The sequence below is a fragment of the Arthrobacter sp. FW305-BF8 genome, assembly GCF_021789315.1.
In the GTDB taxonomy this organism is placed as follows: domain Bacteria; phylum Actinomycetota; class Actinomycetes; order Actinomycetales; family Micrococcaceae; genus Arthrobacter.
The window spans coordinates 1,267,609-1,283,859 of record NZ_CP084561.1 but is presented as its reverse complement, the minus strand read 5'-3'; the positions used below and the strand labels follow the sequence as shown (position 1 = coordinate 1,283,859).

Below are 16,251 nucleotides of genomic sequence, written 5' to 3'. Positions count from 1 at the left end.
ATCCAGGCAAAGCGGTCCGTTAGGATCCCAGCCGGAACGCTTCTGCCCGCAGGCCCGTTCCGCGCGTGAGTTCACGCAGCCTGTCGGCCGTGACGGCCGTCAGCGCGGCGATCCGGAAGACGTCCATCTCCCCGCTGCGCAGGACATCCACGACGTCGCCCCGCAACTGCCGCTCGGCGCTTTCCTTCTCCTCGATCACCGCCTGCAGCTGCTCCGCCAGGGCCACCAACCCGGCAACATGCTGCTCACGTGAGAGGTCCGGGACGTAGGACTCGGCAAAGGCCTTGCCTGTTTTCTTCACTTCGGTGATCTTCAGGCCGGTTGCGGCGGCGACGGCCGCCGCCGACACGCCGGCCGCCACCGCTGCCGCCACGGCCTCGTTCCGCCGGCTCAGGAGTGCTCGGATGCGGCTTTGACGGTGTGCCCTGGCCGCTTTTACCTGGGCCAGCCGGCCCTCCAGCTCGGGGTTTCCACCCGCTGGGCGCGGCGGAGCGATGCGCCGCCGCGGCCGGGCATCAGGAATGTACGTCACGGCGCTGCAGGCCCTCGATCAGTTCCCATTCCGCTGCCCGATTCCGGAAGGCCGGCATCATGCTTCCCTCCAGCACCCGGCAGACAGTGTCCTGCGCGCCGACCGGTGCCCACTCGCCGCTGACAGGACAGTGGCTGCCCGTCGTGGCGGTGACCGAGCGGACGCGCGTATTCGTGGCTTGCCTTGGTGTGCGCAGCATCAGATCGCTCCTGTGGCGGTGTTGGCTGTGGCTGTGTCGGCTGTGGCTGTGTCGGCTGTGGCTGTGGCTGTATCGGGGGTGCCTGTATCCGTGGTGAAGGAGATCAGGACCTTGCCCGAGCGGCGTGCGTCCTTGGCGGTGTTGAAGGCTTCTAGGGCCTCGCTGAACGGGTACTCGTGGGTAATCACCGGATCCACGAACAGGCTTCCGTCGGCGAGCGCGGCGAGGACCTCATCCATTTCGGCGTTGAAGCGGAAGGAGCCGAGGAGGTCCAGTTCCCGCGTGATGGCAAGCGAGATCGTCACCGGCTGCGCTCCGCTGGGAAGAAGTCCCACCATCACCACCTTGCCGCCGCGCATCGTTCCCCGGATGGCCGAGTCCAGGCCGCGGTGGTTCCCCGAGGACTCCACGGTGACGTCGGCTTCAACGGCAGCGATAGCATCGGCGTCGGACGCCAGGATGGTGCCCGTAGCACCCACCAGGCGTGCGCGCTGCAGGGGCTCCTCGTGCACGTCGACGGCGATGACTTCCGCGGCGCCGGCACGCTTGAGTACCGCGACAGCCAGGCATCCGATCGGGCCGCTGCCGATCACCAGCGCGCGTTTGCCGCGGACGTCACCTGCGCGGGCGACGGCATGCCAGGCAACGCTGGCCGGTTCGGCGAGCGCGGCCGCCCGCAGCGACAGGCCACCGGGCAGCGGACGAAGCATTCTGGTGGGCAGTGCCGAATACTGGCTGAACGCGCCCTGCGTATGCGGGTACCGGGCCGCGCTGCCGAGGTACGTGCACCCCGGAGACAGATTGGGACGGTCCTGCGGGTAGCGGGCATCGTTGCCCCCTGGAGTGGCCGGATGGACTGCCACGCTGGTACCCACTGCCGGTCCCGAACCGTCCACTGCCGCCTGCGTCACTGTGCCCACCACTTCATGCCCGAGGACAAGCGGCTCGCGAAGGACTGATTCACCGGCGGCGCCGTGAAGCCAGTAGTGGAGGTCGGAACCGCAAATGCCGCCGTAAGCAATCTGCACAACGGCCTCATCGCTTCGCGGTTCTGCCGGCTTCACCGGATCCAGGCGCAGGTCATCCACGCCGTGCACCACCAGGGCTGCGCCGGTTACTTCGAGCGGGGCGCCGGGGACTTCGAGCACTGTTCCGGGCACCGTGCTGCTGAGATCCGCCATGTCACACCACCGCCGTCATTCCGCCATCGATGAAGATGGTCTGTCCGTTGACATAGGCTGAGGCGTCCGAGGCCAGCCACTGCACGGGACCCATGAGATCCTGCACTGTCCCCCAGCGGGCGGCGGGAGTCCGTTTGCAGATCCAGGAGTTGAACTCGGGGTCGTCCACCAGGGCCTGGGTCATCTCGGTATGGATGTATCCCGGCGCGACCGCGTTGATCTGGAGCCCGGCTGCGGCCCATTCGGCGGTCATTGCACGCGTCAGGTTCCGCAGGCCGCCCTTGGCCGCTGTGTACGCCCCAATCGTGGGCCGCGCGAGGTCAGACTGGACCGAGCCGATGTTGACGATCTTGCCCCGGGCCCTCGGCAGCATCCTTCGCGCCACTTCCCTGCCCACGAGGAAAGCACTCGTCAGGTCGGTTGAGATCACGCGGTTCCAGTCGTCGACGGCCAGGTCCAGCAGCGGGACGCGGTGCTGGATTCCGGCGTTGTTGACCAGGATGTCCAGCTCGCCCAGGTTCTCCTCAACGTGCGCGATACCCCGGGCGACGGAATCCTCGTCCGTGATGTCGAAGGCCACAGCATCTACCCGGTCCCCGCCAAAGCGCTCGGCAAACACCTGGCGCGTCCGCTCCAGGCGGTCCGGGTCAAAGCCGTGCAGCACCACGCTCGCGCCGGCGGTGGCCAAGCCGTGGGCCAAGGCCTCTCCGATGCCCCGCGAGGAGCCGGTTACCAGGGCACGGCGCCCCGTTAGATCAAAGGGTGTGGGGGTTTTCATCGGCGCTTCCTTCATCCCTGCCTGGTGAGGCGCCGCGCTTCACTGCAGCGGCGAATTAGTTCCTTCCCAGCGTAGGTGCCCGCCGGGTTTAAAACAAGAATAATTTCTCATTTGAGCCGAAGTTCTTATCTGGGCTGAATGCGCGAGGCGCCCAAGTAGCTCGCAGTTGTTGTCGTTTTGAGCGCCCATAACGACAACAACTGCCGGTCAGTTGGGTGTACCGTTCAACGTGGTTTCGGCAAGCTCAACCGGCGGACGCAAAAGGCCCCGCAAACCTGGCACAAGTGCCGGGTCCTGCGGGGCCTTCAGTGGGTAGGGAAAACGCTACTTCGCCGCGATGGTCCAGTCACCGTCGGAGTTGACCTGGACGAAGCCGGGGGTGAGCTTCACGGTGCCGCTGTAGTCGCCGATCTTGTTGACGGGCAGCTCGGGAACCTCGCTGCCGAAGCCCTGCACCACGAAGTTGCCTTCGCCCTTGTTGGTGATCGCAGCCTTGTCACTGAACGCATCCCAGTAGAGAACCATGTCGCCGTGGCCGCTCACCTTGTCCGTTGAGGTGGGAACGCTGTCGATGTCCTCGATCTTCAGTGTCCACGCGGAGTCGGCGCTAATGGCCAGTTCGGTGGTGGCCGCCGTGCTGGTGTCCACGAGGTGCGAGCCTGCGTACGCGCCAACGGCGTTGACCAGGAGCATCTCATGTCCGTTGGTTTCCAGGACCGTGTTGCCGCTGCAGGCCTTGCACGTGAACGTCACCACGGCGGGGACGCCCTTGAGGTCCACCGTCTTGACGGCGTCGCCGGTGCCCGTCAGCGTCTGCGCTGCCAGGCGCGGCCTGTCTTCCCCTGCAGCTGCTTCCCCGGTGGCCGCCGGATCCGCCGAGGGATCCGAGGCGGCGCTCTCCGCGGTCACAGGAGCGGCGGTGACGATCGGCGGAGTGGAGGCCTGCCGGACAATAGCGACGGCAGCAATCCCGCTCAACACGCCGATCACCAGGTTGACCACCAAAAAGACAACCGTGACCACAACAGCCACCTTCTTGTGCTGCGCATACCCCGCCAGCGGCCGGCCGTTCTTGTCCGTCTGCTTTCCGGCCAGCGTAATGACCAGATCCGCCAGAGCCCACCAGCCCAATCCGCCCAGCGTCAGCAGCTTGGCGATGCCCGTGCCGGTCTTGCGGAGATAGAACCGGTCCACGCCCAATACACCCAGGAGCAGCGAGAAAAGCCAGGTGACCAGGAAGGACTTCTGCGGTTCCGCCCCGTACTGCCCCGGGAAGGACCCGTACGGCCCCGGATACGCCTGCCCCGCGTTCTGCCCGTCCAACAACTGCCCGTTCGCATACTGCGGCGCCCCGTAGGTGGTGTAGTCGGAGGGCGGCGGCAGGGCTGGGCCGGGGTGGCTCATTGCGGTCCTTTCAGGGCAGGCGACGGCAGGGCTCGCCGAGGTGGCGGAGTGAGGAAAGAAGGGTGGCAGTGCGAAAGGGGTGGTGCAGTAGTGTGGGTGGTCGAGCCGGAATCCACCTGGGCAGGAACACCGCGTGAGCGGGACCTTGTGGTGGATAACACGTGGCTGGACGGCGGGCACATGGCTTCAAAAGCCCATTTTCTTAAGGCCTCATGGCTTGCACATCTGCTGCTGTCCCCCCGGGTCGACGCTTCGGCGTCACCGCCCCCTGAAGGGATGATACAGGGCTTCCGGTGGGCGCGCGGGGACGCCACGGCGCGTCCCGGCCGACGCGCCGGAAAGACGCACGACGACGGCGCGCGTCGCCCGCCGTCGCCGCACTTCTTGTTTGTTTTGGGCCCGCTAATCCGGCCCTACTTTGGCACGGCTCCAATCTGCTGCATCAGGCTCATGGTGTCCGTCGATCCCCAGTGTTCTGCCACTTTGCCGTCCTGCACCCGGATGATGTCGATGCCCGAGAATTCCACCGACTTGCCGGTGGCCGACACGCCCGCGAAGTCGCCCTGGTGCGTTCCCGTCAGGGTTACGTGCACGGCCTCGAGATCCCCGTCCGCGAGCGCCGGCTCACTGGTCTTGACGGCGAGGTCCGGAAACGCGGTCCGGACCGCGTTGACGTAGAACTTCACACCTTCCTTGCCCGGCGGCTGCCCCGGAAAGCCCTCCTCGTGGTCGACGACGTCGTCCGCCACCATCTCGTCGATGAGCGCCAGATTTCCGCCGGTCAGCACCTCGTTGTAAAACCGCCTGATCAATCCTTGTCCGCCAGCCATCTCCGTCTCCTTTGAGCTTGTGGCCGTATTCGGCAGCTAGATCTTCCCACCGGCCGCTCGGCGCAACAACGGTTAATTGCTTTCCGGATTCCGGCGCTCAAAAGGGCGGTCCTTCCGGGCAGGAAAGGTCCAAAATAGGCTAAGGGGACATGGCAAGAAGATGCACGAACGAAGGGGTTTGTCATGGCCGGCTACTTTGAAATCATCGATGCCCCGGACGGCGGCTTCCGCGTCAGGCTTCTGGACGGGACGGGCGGCCTGGTGGCCGTCTCGGTGAACTACCCCACCAAAGAGGCTGCCGTGGCGGGGATTGCCTGGACCAGGGAAGTCGCCGGGACCGGACTTATCCGCGACATGAGCCGCGGCGGGCATGGCGAGGTCATCATCCCGAAGTCCAGGGCCGCCCACGCTACCGTGAGAATCCACTCCCATACGCGCTTCCCGGCCGCGGACTTAGGGGCCGGGGAACGAGGAACTGGGGTCCGAAGGATCCGTTCGCTCTGACGGGCGACAAAATGACGGGCCCGCCGGCTGTGTGGCGGGCCGGTCCGCAGATGCCCCTGCCCTGTGGCGGACATGACGGCACTATCGGGACATGACGGCACCATCGGGACATGACTCGCGGCGGACCTCGCACTAGGGTGGATTCCACGGCTGAAGACACCCGGCCTTGGAACGCCCGTACGGAGCTGCCACCATGACCGAAGCCCTCGCCGCCACACCTGACACAACCGGCAACAGCACAGATACCAACAGCGATCCCGACGCCGGCCTCCGCCAGCTCGCCGCCGACGCCTACGGGCTCCCCCACCTTCGGGACGGCCAGCTCGCGGGCATGCGTGCCCTCGTCAAGGGCCGCGATGTCCTCGCCGTCATGCCCACTGGTTACGGCAAGTCGGCCATCTACCAGGTTGCCGCCCTGTTCATCCACGGCGGCCACGAAGCCAAGCACCCCGACGCCGCCGCTGCCAACAGCGCAAGGCGCGGTCCCGCCGTCGTCGTTTCCCCGTTGATTGCCCTCCAGGAGGACCAGCTGGACGGCCTGCTGGAGGACCTGGGCGGGGCGTCCGCCGCTGCCATCAACTCCGGCCGGAAGGATTCGGAGGTGGCCGACGCGTGGGAGGCCGCCGAGCGGGGCGAGGCGGCATTCCTCTTCCTGGCCCCCGAGCAACTGGCCAAGACCGAGACCGTGGAGCGGCTGGCCGCCATGGACGTCTCGCTGTTCGTGGTGGACGAGGCCCATTGCGTCTCCTCCTGGGGGCACGACTTCCGCCCCGACTACCTGCGCCTGGGCGAGGTCCGCGCGCAGCTCGGCAACCCGCCCGTCGCCGCGCTCACCGCCACCGCCTCTCCCCCGGTGCGTGACGAGATCCAGCAGCGCCTGCGCATGAAGGACCCGCTGGTGCTGGTCCGCGGCTTCGACCGGCCCAACATCCGGCTCGACGTCGTCCGGCACCTCGAGGCCCGGGACAAGTGGCGCGCCGTCGTCGAGCAGGTGGCAGGCCTCAAGGGTCCCGGCCTGCTGTACGCCGCCACCCGTAAGGACACCGAGACCTATGCGGCGGAACTTACCGAGCGCGGGCTGCGTGCCGCGGCGTATCACGCCGGCAGGAAGCAGAGCGAGCGCGACCAGGTCCACGAGCAGTTCCTCGACGACGAACTCGACGTTGTGGTGGCCACCACCGCGTTCGGCATGGGCATCGACAAGCCCAACGTCCGCTTCGTGATCCACGCCGACATCCCCGAGTCCCTCGACGCCTATTACCAGGAGATCGGCCGCTCCGGCCGCGACGGAGACCCTGCCTCCGCCGTCCTGCACTACCGGCCCGAGGATCTGGGCCTGCGCAAGTTCTTCGGCACGCACAAGCCGGACGAGGACGCGCTGCTCGCCGTCCTCACCGCGTTGCGCGCCGCCGACGGCCCGGTCACCCAGAAGGCGCTCGCCGAGCAGACCGGCATCCCGTCGCGGCGTCTGACCGGCCTGCTCAACGAACTGCAGGAGACCCGCTCCGTGAAGGCCCTCAAGCGGGGCATCCGGCTGGACACCGACGCCAAGCTGCCCAAGGTGGTGGAACACGCCGTCGAACTCGCCGAAGCACGCCAGCGTGTGGACCGGTCCCGGATCGAGATGGCGCGGGGCTACGCGGAGACCGATGCCTGCCGGCGCCAGTTCCTGCTGGGCTACTTCGGCGAGGACCTGCCCGAGCCCTGCGGCAACTGCGACAACTGCGCGGACGGCTCGGCTTATGAGGAGGATTACGACGACGGCGCCGCGGCTGCCGCCGGCGGGGAATCCTTCCCGCTCCAGGCGGCAGTGGTTCACAAGGAGTGGGGCGCGGGCATCGTCATGCGGCACGAGGAGGACGTGATCACCGTGCTCTTCGAGCAGGAGGGCTACAAGACGCTCTCCCGCCAGGCCGTGACCGAGGGGAAGCTGCTGACGCTGGCGACTTAGGCGGGTCAGCGAGCCCGGCTAGCGCGGCTGCGGATAGGAGCCAAGCTCGAACCGGTCGCCATAGATGGACCAGCTGAAAGGCGGGACAAGCTCCAGGTTGCCTGACTTCAGGAGTCCGAAGTGGATATTCTGGCGGCCGTCATGCTGGTAGTCGCCCCAGGACTTGAGAATTTTTACCCGGGCATCGACCACGCCGCTCAGGTACTTGGTTTCGTCCCCGCCCTCCGCAGGCGGCCGATTGGCGCGACGCGCCGAAGCCAGGATGCCGCCGAACGACTCGTCGTCATCCCCGGGGCCGTGGTTGACGGACACGTCGTAGTAGATCGCAAGCCCCAGCGGCCCAACGCCGTCCCGCACTGCCGCTGCCAGCGCCGGTCCCCAGTAAACGCGGTCCCGTTCCTGCTGCTGGACCCTCTGGAAGGCGGGGTCATTGGCTGCCCTCGCCCAGTCGGACACGAAGTGTGGATCCAGCAGCTCGTGGCTCAGCGCCGGCCTGCGCTTGTATTTCGCCTCCATGATGGGTTGCAGCACCGGCACATATTTGTGCAGTGCGTTGCCGGGCGCTGCCTGTGCATAAGACTCGACGAGCGTCAGCATGTCCCCAGTGCCGCTGCACCACCCGACGAGCCCGCCGGTGTAGCCACGCCCGTCATTGATGTCCTCGATGTAGCCATACGCGGTGGTCCAGTCCGGCGTGGAATTCTCCGCAGTGGAGGTGAGCTGGAGCGCCATCTCCTTGTAGACGGGTCCGGTGATGTCCGGGCGTCCCTGGCCGTCGTTGGCGGATTTCTGGCCAAGCCGCGCCAGGAACCGTTCCAACATCAGGACCACCCGCCGCAGGCCGAAGCCGAAAGGCCGACGGTGTTGTCCCGCTGTCGCATGATCACAGTCATGATGTGCCTCGCGCTTCCGGCCAAGGTGTTGAAGTAGGGCGAATCTAGCATTTTGCCCCGCAGCCGCAACAGACCCCCCCTTCACGGGTGTGTATTGAACGCGGCTCGGCACCCACTGGAAGCGTTGACATGTGACCAAATGGTCACCTATTCTGACTATGTGGACGCCGTATTCAAGGCCCTCGCCGACCCCATCCGCAGGGACCTGCTGGACGCGCTCTTCAGCGAGGACGGACAGACCCTGAGCGCGCTGGAGGCGCGGTTCGAGATCACCCGGTTCGGCGTCATGAAGCACCTGAAGATCCTGGAAGAGGCGGGCCTCGTGGTGACCAGGCGCCGCGGCCGCGAGAAACTGCACTTCCTCAATCCGGTGCCCATCAGGCTCGTCCACGACCGCTGGGTGAGCAAATACGCAGAACCATGGGCCGCTGCGCTCAGCGACCTCAAATCCCGATTGGAAAGTCCCATGGAAAAGATCTTCGAAATCTACATCAAGACCACTCCGGAACGGCTCTGGGAAGCCATCACGGACAGCGACATCCGCAGCAAGTACCAGTTCGGGAACACGCTGAAGTCGGACTGGACGCCGGGCTCCCGCTTCGAGATGGGCAACCCCAAAGCCGGGGCGCTCCTGGGCGAGGGTGAGAACTTGGAAGTCGATCCTCCGCGCCGGCTGGTGCAGACCATGCGTGCGCTCTGGGGCGAGGACGTCAAGGCCGAGGGCACTTCCCGCGTCACCTGGGAAATCGAGCCGGTCGGCGACGATTCGTGCCACCTCACCGTCACGCACGACCAGCTCCGCGAAGGCGCCAACGAGCAGCTCTACGGCGGCTGGCCGATGATCCTCTCGGGCCTGAAGACCTGGCTCGAGACCGGGGAAAAGCTCACCACGCCGGGCTCGCTGATGTACGGCTGAGCGGCACGCTTCCAACCCAACTGACTCGCAGTTGTTGTCGTTTTGAGGGCCCAAAAACGACAACAACTGCGAGTCAGTTCGGGGCAGGCGCCTGAGCGCACTGGGTAGGGTTGTCTTGCACGCCCCGCCCGAAACGCTCAGGAAAGAGGCAGCATGGAAGTTCCCCCTATCGTCTGGACCCTCACGATTGCCGGGATCGTTGCGCTCCTGGTCTTCGACTTCTTCTTCCACGTCCGCAAGGCCCACACCCCGTCCCTGAAGGAATCCGCCACGTGGTCGGCCATCTACGTGGGGATGGCACTCGTGTTCGGCCTCGGCGTCTGGTTCTTCGGTGGCTCCAAGATGGGCACCGAGTACTTCGCCGGCTACGTGACCGAGAAGGCCCTGTCCGTGGACAACCTCTTCGTCTTCCTGATCATCATGTCCAGCTTCAAGGTGCCGCGCGCCGACCAGCAGAAGGTGCTCCTGTTCGGCATCGTTTTCTCGCTGCTCGCCCGGACCGGCTTCATCTTCCTCGGCGCCGCGCTGATCAACAGCTTCGCCTGGGTGTTCTATATCTTCGGGCTGATCCTGCTGGTCACCGCCGGGAACCTGCTCAAGCCGGACAACCACGACGACGACACCGAAACCCTCGTGGTCCGGCTCGCCAAGAAGTTCCTGCCGGCCTCGGACCATTTTGACGGCGACAAGCTCTTCACCGAGGTGGACGGCAAGAGGGTCCTCACGCCGATGCTCCTGGTGATGGTGGCCATCGGCGCCACGGACATTCTCTTCGCGCTGGACTCCATCCCGGCCATCTTCGGCCTGACGCAGAACGTGTTCATCGTCTTCACGGCCACCGCTTTCTCGCTCATGGGTCTGCGGCAGCTGTTCTTCCTGATCGACGAGCTCCTCGACCGGCTCATCTACCTCTCCTACGGCCTCGCCGCCATCCTCGGCTTCATCGGCGTGAAGCTGATCCTGCACGCCCTGCACGAGAACAACCTGCCGTTCATCAACGACGGCGAACACGTGAACGTCGTCGAGATCAGCACCGGCCTCTCGCTCAGCGTGATCCTCGGTGTACTGGCCGTCACCATCGTCGGCTCCCTCCTCAGCCCCAAGGGCAAGGCCAAGACCATGGTCTCCGGTGCCAGGCGGCACGCCACCACGTACGTGGACCTCAACTACGAGACGGACATCGCCGAACGCGAGCGGATCTTCGACAAGCTGGTCCGCGAGGAGCAGGAACTCAAGAAGCTCCCGGAGAAGTACAAGCGCCTCATCCGGAACCAGACCGAGTTCATGAACCTGATCCGCCAGGCCCACGCCGAGCACGACCAGGCATTGGAGCGCGCCGGCGAGAAGTAGCCCACCAAGAGCAACGCGAGGTCACTTACCGCCCAATTCGGAGGGTTTATCGGGCTATAAGTGACCCCGCGTTGCTTTGTTGCGTTAGGTCTCCGAGGCTCCCGCAGTTCCCCTACGGGACCAGCCCGGCCAAGAGCCGGAAGCCGTGGCGGTCCACGGGCGCCGCTGTCGCCGTCAGAAGTACGACGCCGGTCCCCGCCTTCCGGTCCAGCCCCACCCAGGAGCGGAAACCGCCGGTGCCGCCGTTGTGCCACGTGACGGCGCGGCCCTTCACCTCCAGGGTCATCCAGCCGGCACCGATGCGGGCCGCCGGGCCGGCGAAGTTCGCCACGGGATCCAGCGCGGCCAGGCCCGGGGCTGATCCCTCCAGCAGCGCCTGCACCAGCCGGGCCATGTCGCCGATCGAGGCACGGATTCCGCCGGCCGGAGCAACCGCTTCACCCGTCCACGGCTGCATCACCCGGCCCGAGCGGCTCCGGCCGGTGACCGCCGTCGGACGCACCTCAGCGGCAGTGGCTGGCGCGTAAACGGAGCCCAGCCCGAGCGGAACGGCGAGCCGCTCGCGGAGCAGGTCCTGGAAGCCCAAGCCTGCACCGGCGGCGACAGCGTGGCCTAGCAGCTCGAAGCCGAAGTTGGAGTAGCGCGGCCGCGGGGCTCCACGTCCGGCGGACAGACGCGCGTCGCGGGCCTGCTCCAGCAGCTCCGCCAGGCTTTCGCCGTAGGGGTTGGTACCGTGCAATAGAAGGGCAAGGGTGCGCCGCAGAGTTCCCGCCTGCCGGGGCAGCCGCGGCAGGCCCGAAGAATGCCGGCTTAGCGAAATCAGGGTCACGCCGGCGGCGGGGCAGTCGCCGAGCGGCAGCCGCTCCCCCAGCGTTGTGTCCGGGCTGAGCTCGCCCCGGCTTAGGGCGTCGGCATACAGCAGCCCCGTGATCCCCTTGGAGACCGAGCCAATTTCGAAGTCAGCAGCAAGAGAGGCGCCGCGGCTCGCCACGGCAACCTCCCCTGCAGAAACAGTGGCCGCAGCCACCACAGGGTGGCTGCGGCCTAACGCTTCCAGTATTTGTTGCGACAGCCCGGGGTCGCCATGGACCTCCGGGGCCGGACTGGTGTGCCCCAGCGTCAGTGCCTGTGGAGCATCTGGCGAATCTTGTCTCCGATCCCCCCGGCGGTGCGGCCGCGGCCCATGGAAGAGGTCCGTCCCGTGGTGTAGGGCCTGGTGCCCCGCGTGTAGCCCCTCGTGTATCCGCCGGTGGTTCCCTGCGTGGTCCGTCCGGAAATACGTCCTGCGGCATTCCTGATCATGTTGCCCAAGTTCATGATGAACTCCTTAGGTTGTGCGTCTGTTCAGGCTGCGACCGGTTTAGGACCGGTCTTTCCCGACTTTACGCGCGTACCGAAGGCATGGCTACGGCGGAGTATTATGCGCGCAGCCCGGCCGCTTCCCGTGCCAGTTCGGTAATCTGCTGCCAGTCCCCGCTTTCGACGGCGGCGCGGGGCGTCAGCCAGCTGCCTCCGACGCAGTTGACGTTGGGCAGCTTGAGGTAGTCCGGCGCGGTGGCCAGGCTGATGCCGCCGGTCGGGCAGAACGTCACCTGCGGGATGGGCGCTCCGATGGCCGCCAAGTACGGCGGGCCGCCGGCGGGTCCTGCCGGGAAGAACTTCATGGTGTCCAGCCCGCGCTCCAGCACGGCCATCACCTCGCCCACCGTGGCTACGCCCGGAAGCACCGGCACCTCGAGTGAGAGCATGTGGTCCAGCAGCGACGGCGTCACGCCGGGGCTGACCAGGAACTGCGCGCCCGCCGCCACAGCGGCGTCCGCCTGTGCGGGAGTGAGGATGGTCCCCGCTCCCACGAGGATGTCCGGCACCTCGTTGGCGATGGCCTTCAGCGAAGTCAGCGCCGTATCCGTCCGCAGCGTGAGCTCGATGATCCGGACGCCGCCGTCGGCCAGCGCCCGGGCAACTGGTACCGCATGCTGCGGGTCGTCGATGGTCACCACGGGGATGACCGGGGAGACGTTCAGAACGCTGGTGGCGTCAGCCATGGTTGATCTCTTTTCTCAGGCCGTCCAGCCCGTGCGTGTCGATGATGCTGTACCAGTGGATGATGAGGCCGGCGAACCCGGGATGCACCGCGAGTTCGGCATCGAAGACGCTGCGGCAGCCCAGCAGCGCGGCAACCACATCGGCCCCGGACCGCGAAACCGGCAACGCGGCCTGGAGTTCGGCGGCCAGCGGATCGTCCAGCTTCTCCGCCGGCGTGGTGGCCACGTGCCGCATCCACGCAGCGACGGCGAGCGCAGCCCACCGGGGTTCGCGGCCGGCGTCGAGGTTTCCCCGGACGGTGCTGAGCAGGCGCAGGCCGATCTTCTGCGAACCGTCGCTGCCTACCTTGGCCGTGGTGTGGCCGAGGGCGGGGTTGGCGAAGCGCGTGAGCACCTGGACGCAGTACTCGTCCGCGTCGAGTCCCTCCGGAAGGGTGATGGTGGGCAGGACGTCCTCTGCCATCATGCGGCGGGCGGCGGTGAAGAACGCTTCCTCTGCCACGGCGTCGCTGATGGTCTCCTTGCCGGCGGCCAGGCCGAGATAGGCCAGCAGTGAATGGCTCGCGTTCAGCAGCCGCAGCTTCGCCGCTTCCCAGGCCGCGACGTCGCTGCTGAACAGGGCTCCGGCGTCCTCCCACCGCGGGCGGCCCGCGGCGAAGTTGTCCTCGATGACCCACTGCAGGAACGGCTCAGCCACCACGGCGGCCTCGTCCCGCAGCCCAAGTTCACGTTCGACGGCGTCCAGGTCGCCCGCCGTCGTGGCCGGCACCATCCGGTCCACCATGGTGCTGGGGAACGTGACGTTGGCGTCCAGCCACGCGGTGAGCGGTTCGGCTTCAGCGGCCGGCAGGGCGGCGGCGAAGGCGTGCACCAACCTCCCGGTCAGTTCGCCGTTCCCGGAAAGGTTGTCGCAGGAGACCACGGTGAGCGGGCCGGCCCCGGTACGGGAACGCTGCTGCAGCCCGCGGGCGATCTGCCCGATGGCCGTGAGCGGCGCGGGGCCATCGAGGTCCGCCCGGATCTCCGCGTCCTCCAGGTTGAGGGAGCCGGTGCGCGGGTCAATCCGGTAGCCCTTCTCCGTGATGGTCAGCGTGACCACCAGGGTCTCCGGCGCGGCGATCCGGTCCACCACGGCGGCCGGGTTGTCCCGTCCAGAGATGGCCTCCACGATGCTGGACACAACCCGAAGCGGTGCCGCCCCCTCGCCCCTTTCGGCCAGGGTGAATAGCCCATCCTGCGGGGCGAGCTGCCGGGCCACGGTGTCCGAGCGCTGAGTGACTCCGGTAATTCCCCAGCCGGATTCCCCGGACGCCAGCATGGCGTTCTCGGTGAAGACGGCGGTGTGGGCGCGGGCGAAGGCGCCCAGGCCCAGGTGCACGATGCCGGGCTTCAGTTTTTCCCGTTGCAGCAGGGGCTGATGGCCGCTGGCAGCGAGCGAGGATGTGCTCAGGCGTGCGATGACAGCTCTCCTTCGGGTGCCTCCAGTGGGTCCGCCCCACGGGTGTCAGCCCCCAGGGCGTGGGCGCGGGTCTGCTCGAAGCTCGGAATGAAGCCCGTGCCGCCCTTGCCGCCCACCACGAGCGAGGCCGCGGCTGCGCCGTAGCGGGCAGCCTCGGGAAGGCCGTCGCCGAGCACCAGCCGCGCGGTCAGCGTGCCCACAAAGGCGTCACCTGCTCCTGTCTGGTCCACCACTGCCGGCGCAGGTATGGCTTCGATCCAGGCCGAATCGATGCCGCTCTCCAGCTGGATGCCCTCGGCCCCGCACGTCACCGCCACATTGGCCGTGCCCAGCGCCCGCAGTTTGGCGGCCGCTTCGGCCGGCGAGGACGTGCCCAGCAGCGCCGACGTTTCCCCCGGGAAGGACGGCGTCACCAGGAAGGCCCTCGGCGCCAGGTCAAGCACGGCCGCCGTCGCGTCCTCCATGGAGGTGAGCCGCGGCCGGTAGTTCGGGTCAAAGACAAAGCGGCGGGACACCTCGGCGGCCCGGTACACGGCGGCGCGGGACGTGGCCGAGATGGCGCAGGCGATGCCGCCGGCAATCACGGCCCCGGCCGCGGCAAAGACGGCCGGGTCCACGTCGTCCGGCCGCAGCGTGGAGCCGACGCTGCCGCTGCGCGCGTACGAGAACTCACGTTGCCCGTCGGGGTCGCAGTGCACCAGGTACACGCCCTGCTGGCCCGGACGAAACTTCAGCAGGTCCGTGGAAATGCCAAGCTCAGCGATCCTGGCGGCGACCGCCTGGCCGAGGTCGTCGTCGGGCAGTACCGCCAGCAGCGCGGTGCGGGCACCGGCGGCAGCGGCAGCCGCCGCGACGTTCAGCGCGTCACCGGAGATGCCGAGCTGGGCCGGAACACCGTGCCCGAACGGGACGTCGGTGGCCACCTCGAGGAGGATCTCCCCCATGGCAACCACGTCGAACGCCTGTGCTTCAGTCGGATTACTCACCAGTCATGCACCGACCCGTCGAGGCGGCGGTTGATGGGCAGATACTTGGGGTCGAACGTGAACTTGGCGGCAGCCTCCTCGTCGAACTCCACGCCGATACCCGGAGCGTCACCGGGGTGCATGTAGCCGTCGGTGAAGGTGTAAGAGGTCTTGAACACCTCGTTGGCGGGGTCGCGGTGGCCCATGTATTCCTGCACGCCGAAGTTGGGAATGCTCATGTCCACGTGCAGCGCCGCGGCGAACGACACCGGCGAGAGGTCGCCCGCGCCGTGCGAGCCGGAACGGACGCCGTACAGATCCGCCAGCGAGAAGATGCGGCGCAGGTGCGTGATGCCGCCGGCGTGCGAGACCGAGGTGCGGATGTAGTCGATCAGGCGTTCGGTAATCAGCTGCTGGCAGTCCCAGATCGAGTTGAAAACCTCACCCACGGCGATCGGCGTCGTGGTGTGCTGGCGGATCAGGCGGAACGCCGACTGGTCCTCGGCCGGCGTCGGGTCCTCGATCCAGAACGGGCGGTACTGCTCCAGCGAGGCGCCCAGCCTGCCGGCCTCGATAGGCGTCAGGCGGTGGTGGACGTCGTGCAGGACGTGCACGCCGTAGCCGAACTGCTCGCGAACGTGCGCCATCATCTTCGGCGCGAAGTCCAGGTACGCGGTGGTCTCCCACAGATCCTCCTGCGGGATGTTGCCGCTGGCAGGCTCGTAGGTCTTCCCGTCCACCGGCGCGATCCCGTAGGTCTTCTCCAGCCCCGGCACGGCAGCCTGCGCGCGGATGGCCTTGTAGCCGAGGTCCAGGTGGTGCTGGAAGTCGGCGCTGAGGTCATCCAGCGAGGAGCCGCTGGCGTGGCCGTAGACCATGACGCCCTCGCGGGCCGCGCCGCCCAGCAGCTCGTACACCGGCATGCCGGCGGCCTTGCCCTTGATGTCCCAGAGTGCGACGTCGATCGCGGCGATTGCGGTCATTGTCACCGGCCCGCGGCGCCAGTAGGCACCCTTGTAGAAGTACTGCCAGGCGTCCTCGATGCGGCGGGCGTCGCGGCCGATCAGCAGCGGGCAGAGGTGCTCGGACAGGTAGGACGCCACGGCCAGTTCACGTCCGTTGAGGGTGGCGTCGCCGATGCCGGTAATCCCGTCCTCGGTTTCGATAACGAGCGTGACGTAATTCCGTCCTGGCGACGAAACCACTACTCGTGCGTCGGTGATCTTCACTGGTGGGGTCCTTTA

Annotated in this window: 17 protein-coding genes; 4 read left to right on the top strand and 13 right to left on the bottom strand. The window is 67.1% G+C overall.

Annotated elements, in window-relative coordinates; all coding sequences use genetic code 11:
- Nucleotides 1-19: 19 nt before the first annotated feature.
- The 6 genes from LFT45_RS05745 to LFT45_RS05720 all read right to left on the bottom strand — a co-directional run bounded on the left by LFT45_RS05745 (nucleotide 20) and on the right by LFT45_RS05720 (nucleotide 4,924).
- Nucleotides 20-532 (bottom strand): hypothetical protein, encoded by a 513-nt coding sequence (locus tag LFT45_RS05745; RefSeq protein WP_236807384.1) that lies wholly within the window; start codon nucleotides 530-532, stop codon nucleotides 20-22.
- A complete protein-coding gene (locus LFT45_RS05740; protein WP_236807383.1) occupies nucleotides 516-731 on the bottom strand; it encodes a hypothetical protein in 216 nt (71 codons plus the stop codon). The genes LFT45_RS05745 and LFT45_RS05740 overlap by 17 nt, the downstream gene beginning before the upstream one ends.
- Nucleotides 731-1,912 (bottom strand): L-idonate 5-dehydrogenase, encoded by a 1,182-nt coding sequence (locus LFT45_RS05735; protein WP_236807382.1) that lies wholly within the window; start codon nucleotides 1,910-1,912, stop codon nucleotides 731-733. Before LFT45_RS05735 ends, LFT45_RS05740 begins: the two co-directional genes overlap by 1 nt.
- Nucleotide 1,913: 1 nt before the next feature.
- On the bottom strand, nucleotides 1,914-2,690 hold the full coding sequence (locus LFT45_RS05730) for an SDR family oxidoreductase (RefSeq protein ID WP_236807381.1): 777 nt from the start codon (nucleotides 2,688-2,690) through the stop codon (nucleotides 1,914-1,916).
- Nucleotides 2,691-3,014: 324 nt separating this feature from the next.
- A complete protein-coding gene (locus LFT45_RS05725; RefSeq protein WP_236807379.1) occupies nucleotides 3,015-4,094 on the bottom strand; it encodes a TM2 domain-containing protein in 1,080 nt (359 codons plus the stop codon).
- Nucleotides 4,095-4,507: 413 nt separating this feature from the next.
- Entirely contained in the window at nucleotides 4,508-4,924 is a 417-nt protein-coding gene (locus LFT45_RS05720; RefSeq protein ID WP_236807378.1) for an ester cyclase, read from the bottom strand.
- Between the two features lie 183 nt (nucleotides 4,925-5,107).
- Here LFT45_RS05720 and LFT45_RS05715 point away from each other — a divergent pair, with 183 nt between their 5' ends.
- Entirely contained in the window at nucleotides 5,108-5,428 is a 321-nt protein-coding gene (locus LFT45_RS05715; RefSeq protein ID WP_236807377.1) for a YegP family protein, read from the top strand.
- Nucleotides 5,429-5,621: 193 nt separating this feature from the next.
- Nucleotides 5,622-7,379, top strand: coding sequence for a RecQ family ATP-dependent DNA helicase (locus LFT45_RS05710; RefSeq protein ID WP_236807375.1), 1,758 nt, complete (start codon nucleotides 5,622-5,624; stop codon nucleotides 7,377-7,379).
- Between the two features lie 18 nt (nucleotides 7,380-7,397).
- Here the strand turns inward: LFT45_RS05710 and LFT45_RS05705 are convergent, their stop codons facing one another.
- Nucleotides 7,398-8,201 carry a chitosanase gene (locus tag LFT45_RS05705; RefSeq protein WP_236807373.1) on the bottom strand — a complete coding sequence of 268 codons (804 nt, stop codon included), beginning with the start codon at nucleotides 8,199-8,201 and terminating at the stop codon, nucleotides 7,398-7,400.
- A 231-nt stretch (nucleotides 8,202-8,432) separates the two neighbouring features.
- On the opposite strand from LFT45_RS05705, the gene LFT45_RS05700 reads away from it, so the two are divergent.
- A complete protein-coding gene (locus LFT45_RS05700) occupies nucleotides 8,433-9,188 on the top strand; it encodes an ArsR/SmtB family transcription factor (RefSeq protein WP_236809022.1) in 756 nt (251 codons plus the stop codon).
- Between the two features lie 153 nt (nucleotides 9,189-9,341).
- Complete coding sequence (locus tag LFT45_RS05695) at nucleotides 9,342-10,538, top strand: TerC family protein (RefSeq protein ID WP_236807372.1); 1,197 nt, start codon at nucleotides 9,342-9,344, stop codon at nucleotides 10,536-10,538.
- A gap of 112 nt (nucleotides 10,539-10,650) precedes the next feature.
- On the opposite strand, the gene LFT45_RS05690 is transcribed toward LFT45_RS05695, so the two are convergent.
- The 6 genes from LFT45_RS05690 to manD form a co-directional block, all read right to left on the bottom strand.
- The gene (locus tag LFT45_RS05690) at nucleotides 10,651-11,565 is read right to left on the bottom strand and encodes a serine hydrolase domain-containing protein (protein WP_236807370.1); all 915 of its coding nucleotides are present in this window, start codon (nucleotides 11,563-11,565) and stop codon (nucleotides 10,651-10,653) included.
- A 92-nt stretch (nucleotides 11,566-11,657) separates the two neighbouring features.
- Nucleotides 11,658-11,855, bottom strand: a complete 198-nt coding sequence (locus LFT45_RS05685) for a hypothetical protein (protein WP_236807368.1) — start codon at nucleotides 11,853-11,855, stop codon at nucleotides 11,658-11,660.
- A 101-nt stretch (nucleotides 11,856-11,956) separates the two neighbouring features.
- Entirely contained in the window at nucleotides 11,957-12,583 is a 627-nt protein-coding gene (eda, locus tag LFT45_RS05680) for a bifunctional 4-hydroxy-2-oxoglutarate aldolase/2-dehydro-3-deoxy-phosphogluconate aldolase (RefSeq protein ID WP_236807366.1), read from the bottom strand.
- Complete coding sequence (locus tag LFT45_RS05675; RefSeq protein ID WP_236807364.1) at nucleotides 12,576-13,961, bottom strand: mannitol dehydrogenase family protein; 1,386 nt, start codon at nucleotides 13,959-13,961, stop codon at nucleotides 12,576-12,578. The genes eda and LFT45_RS05675 overlap by 8 nt, the downstream gene beginning before the upstream one ends.
- Nucleotides 13,962-14,029: 68 nt before the next feature.
- Nucleotides 14,030-14,986, bottom strand: a complete 957-nt coding sequence (locus LFT45_RS05670; RefSeq protein ID WP_236809010.1) for a PfkB family carbohydrate kinase — start codon at nucleotides 14,984-14,986, stop codon at nucleotides 14,030-14,032.
- 38 nt (nucleotides 14,987-15,024) lie between these two features.
- On the bottom strand, nucleotides 15,025-16,236 hold the full coding sequence (gene manD / locus LFT45_RS05665) for a D-mannonate dehydratase ManD (protein ID WP_236807362.1): 1,212 nt from the start codon (nucleotides 16,234-16,236) through the stop codon (nucleotides 15,025-15,027).
- Nucleotides 16,237-16,251 lie beyond the last annotated feature (15 nt).

Bases quoted from the DNA above. Each gene is read 5' to 3' on its own strand.
- LFT45_RS05740 (WP_236807383.1), bottom strand. From the start codon at position 731: ATGCTGCGCACACCAAGGCAAGCCACGAATACGCGCGTCCGCTCGGTC.
- LFT45_RS05735 (WP_236807382.1), bottom strand. From the start codon at position 1,912: ATGGCGGATCTCAGCAGCACGGTGCCCGGAACAGTGCTCGAAGTCCCC.
- LFT45_RS05730 (WP_236807381.1), bottom strand. From the start codon at position 2,690: ATGAAAACCCCCACACCCTTTGATCTAACGGGGCGCCGTGCCCTGGTA.
- LFT45_RS05725 (WP_236807379.1), bottom strand. From the start codon at position 4,094: ATGAGCCACCCCGGCCCAGCCCTGCCGCCGCCCTCCGACTACACCACC.
- LFT45_RS05720 (WP_236807378.1), bottom strand. From the start codon at position 4,924: ATGGCTGGCGGACAAGGATTGATCAGGCGGTTTTACAACGAGGTGCTG.
- LFT45_RS05715 (WP_236807377.1), top strand. From the start codon at position 5,108: ATGGCCGGCTACTTTGAAATCATCGATGCCCCGGACGGCGGCTTCCGC.
- LFT45_RS05710 (WP_236807375.1), top strand. From the start codon at position 5,622: ATGACCGAAGCCCTCGCCGCCACACCTGACACAACCGGCAACAGCACA.
- LFT45_RS05705 (WP_236807373.1), bottom strand. From the start codon at position 8,201: ATGTTGGAACGGTTCCTGGCGCGGCTTGGCCAGAAATCCGCCAACGAC.
- LFT45_RS05695 (WP_236807372.1), top strand. From the start codon at position 9,342: ATGGAAGTTCCCCCTATCGTCTGGACCCTCACGATTGCCGGGATCGTT.
- LFT45_RS05685 (WP_236807368.1), bottom strand. From the start codon at position 11,855: ATGAACTTGGGCAACATGATCAGGAATGCCGCAGGACGTATTTCCGGA.
- eda (WP_236807366.1), bottom strand. From the start codon at position 12,583: ATGGCTGACGCCACCAGCGTTCTGAACGTCTCCCCGGTCATCCCCGTG.
- LFT45_RS05670 (WP_236809010.1), bottom strand. From the start codon at position 14,986: ATGGGGGAGATCCTCCTCGAGGTGGCCACCGACGTCCCGTTCGGGCAC.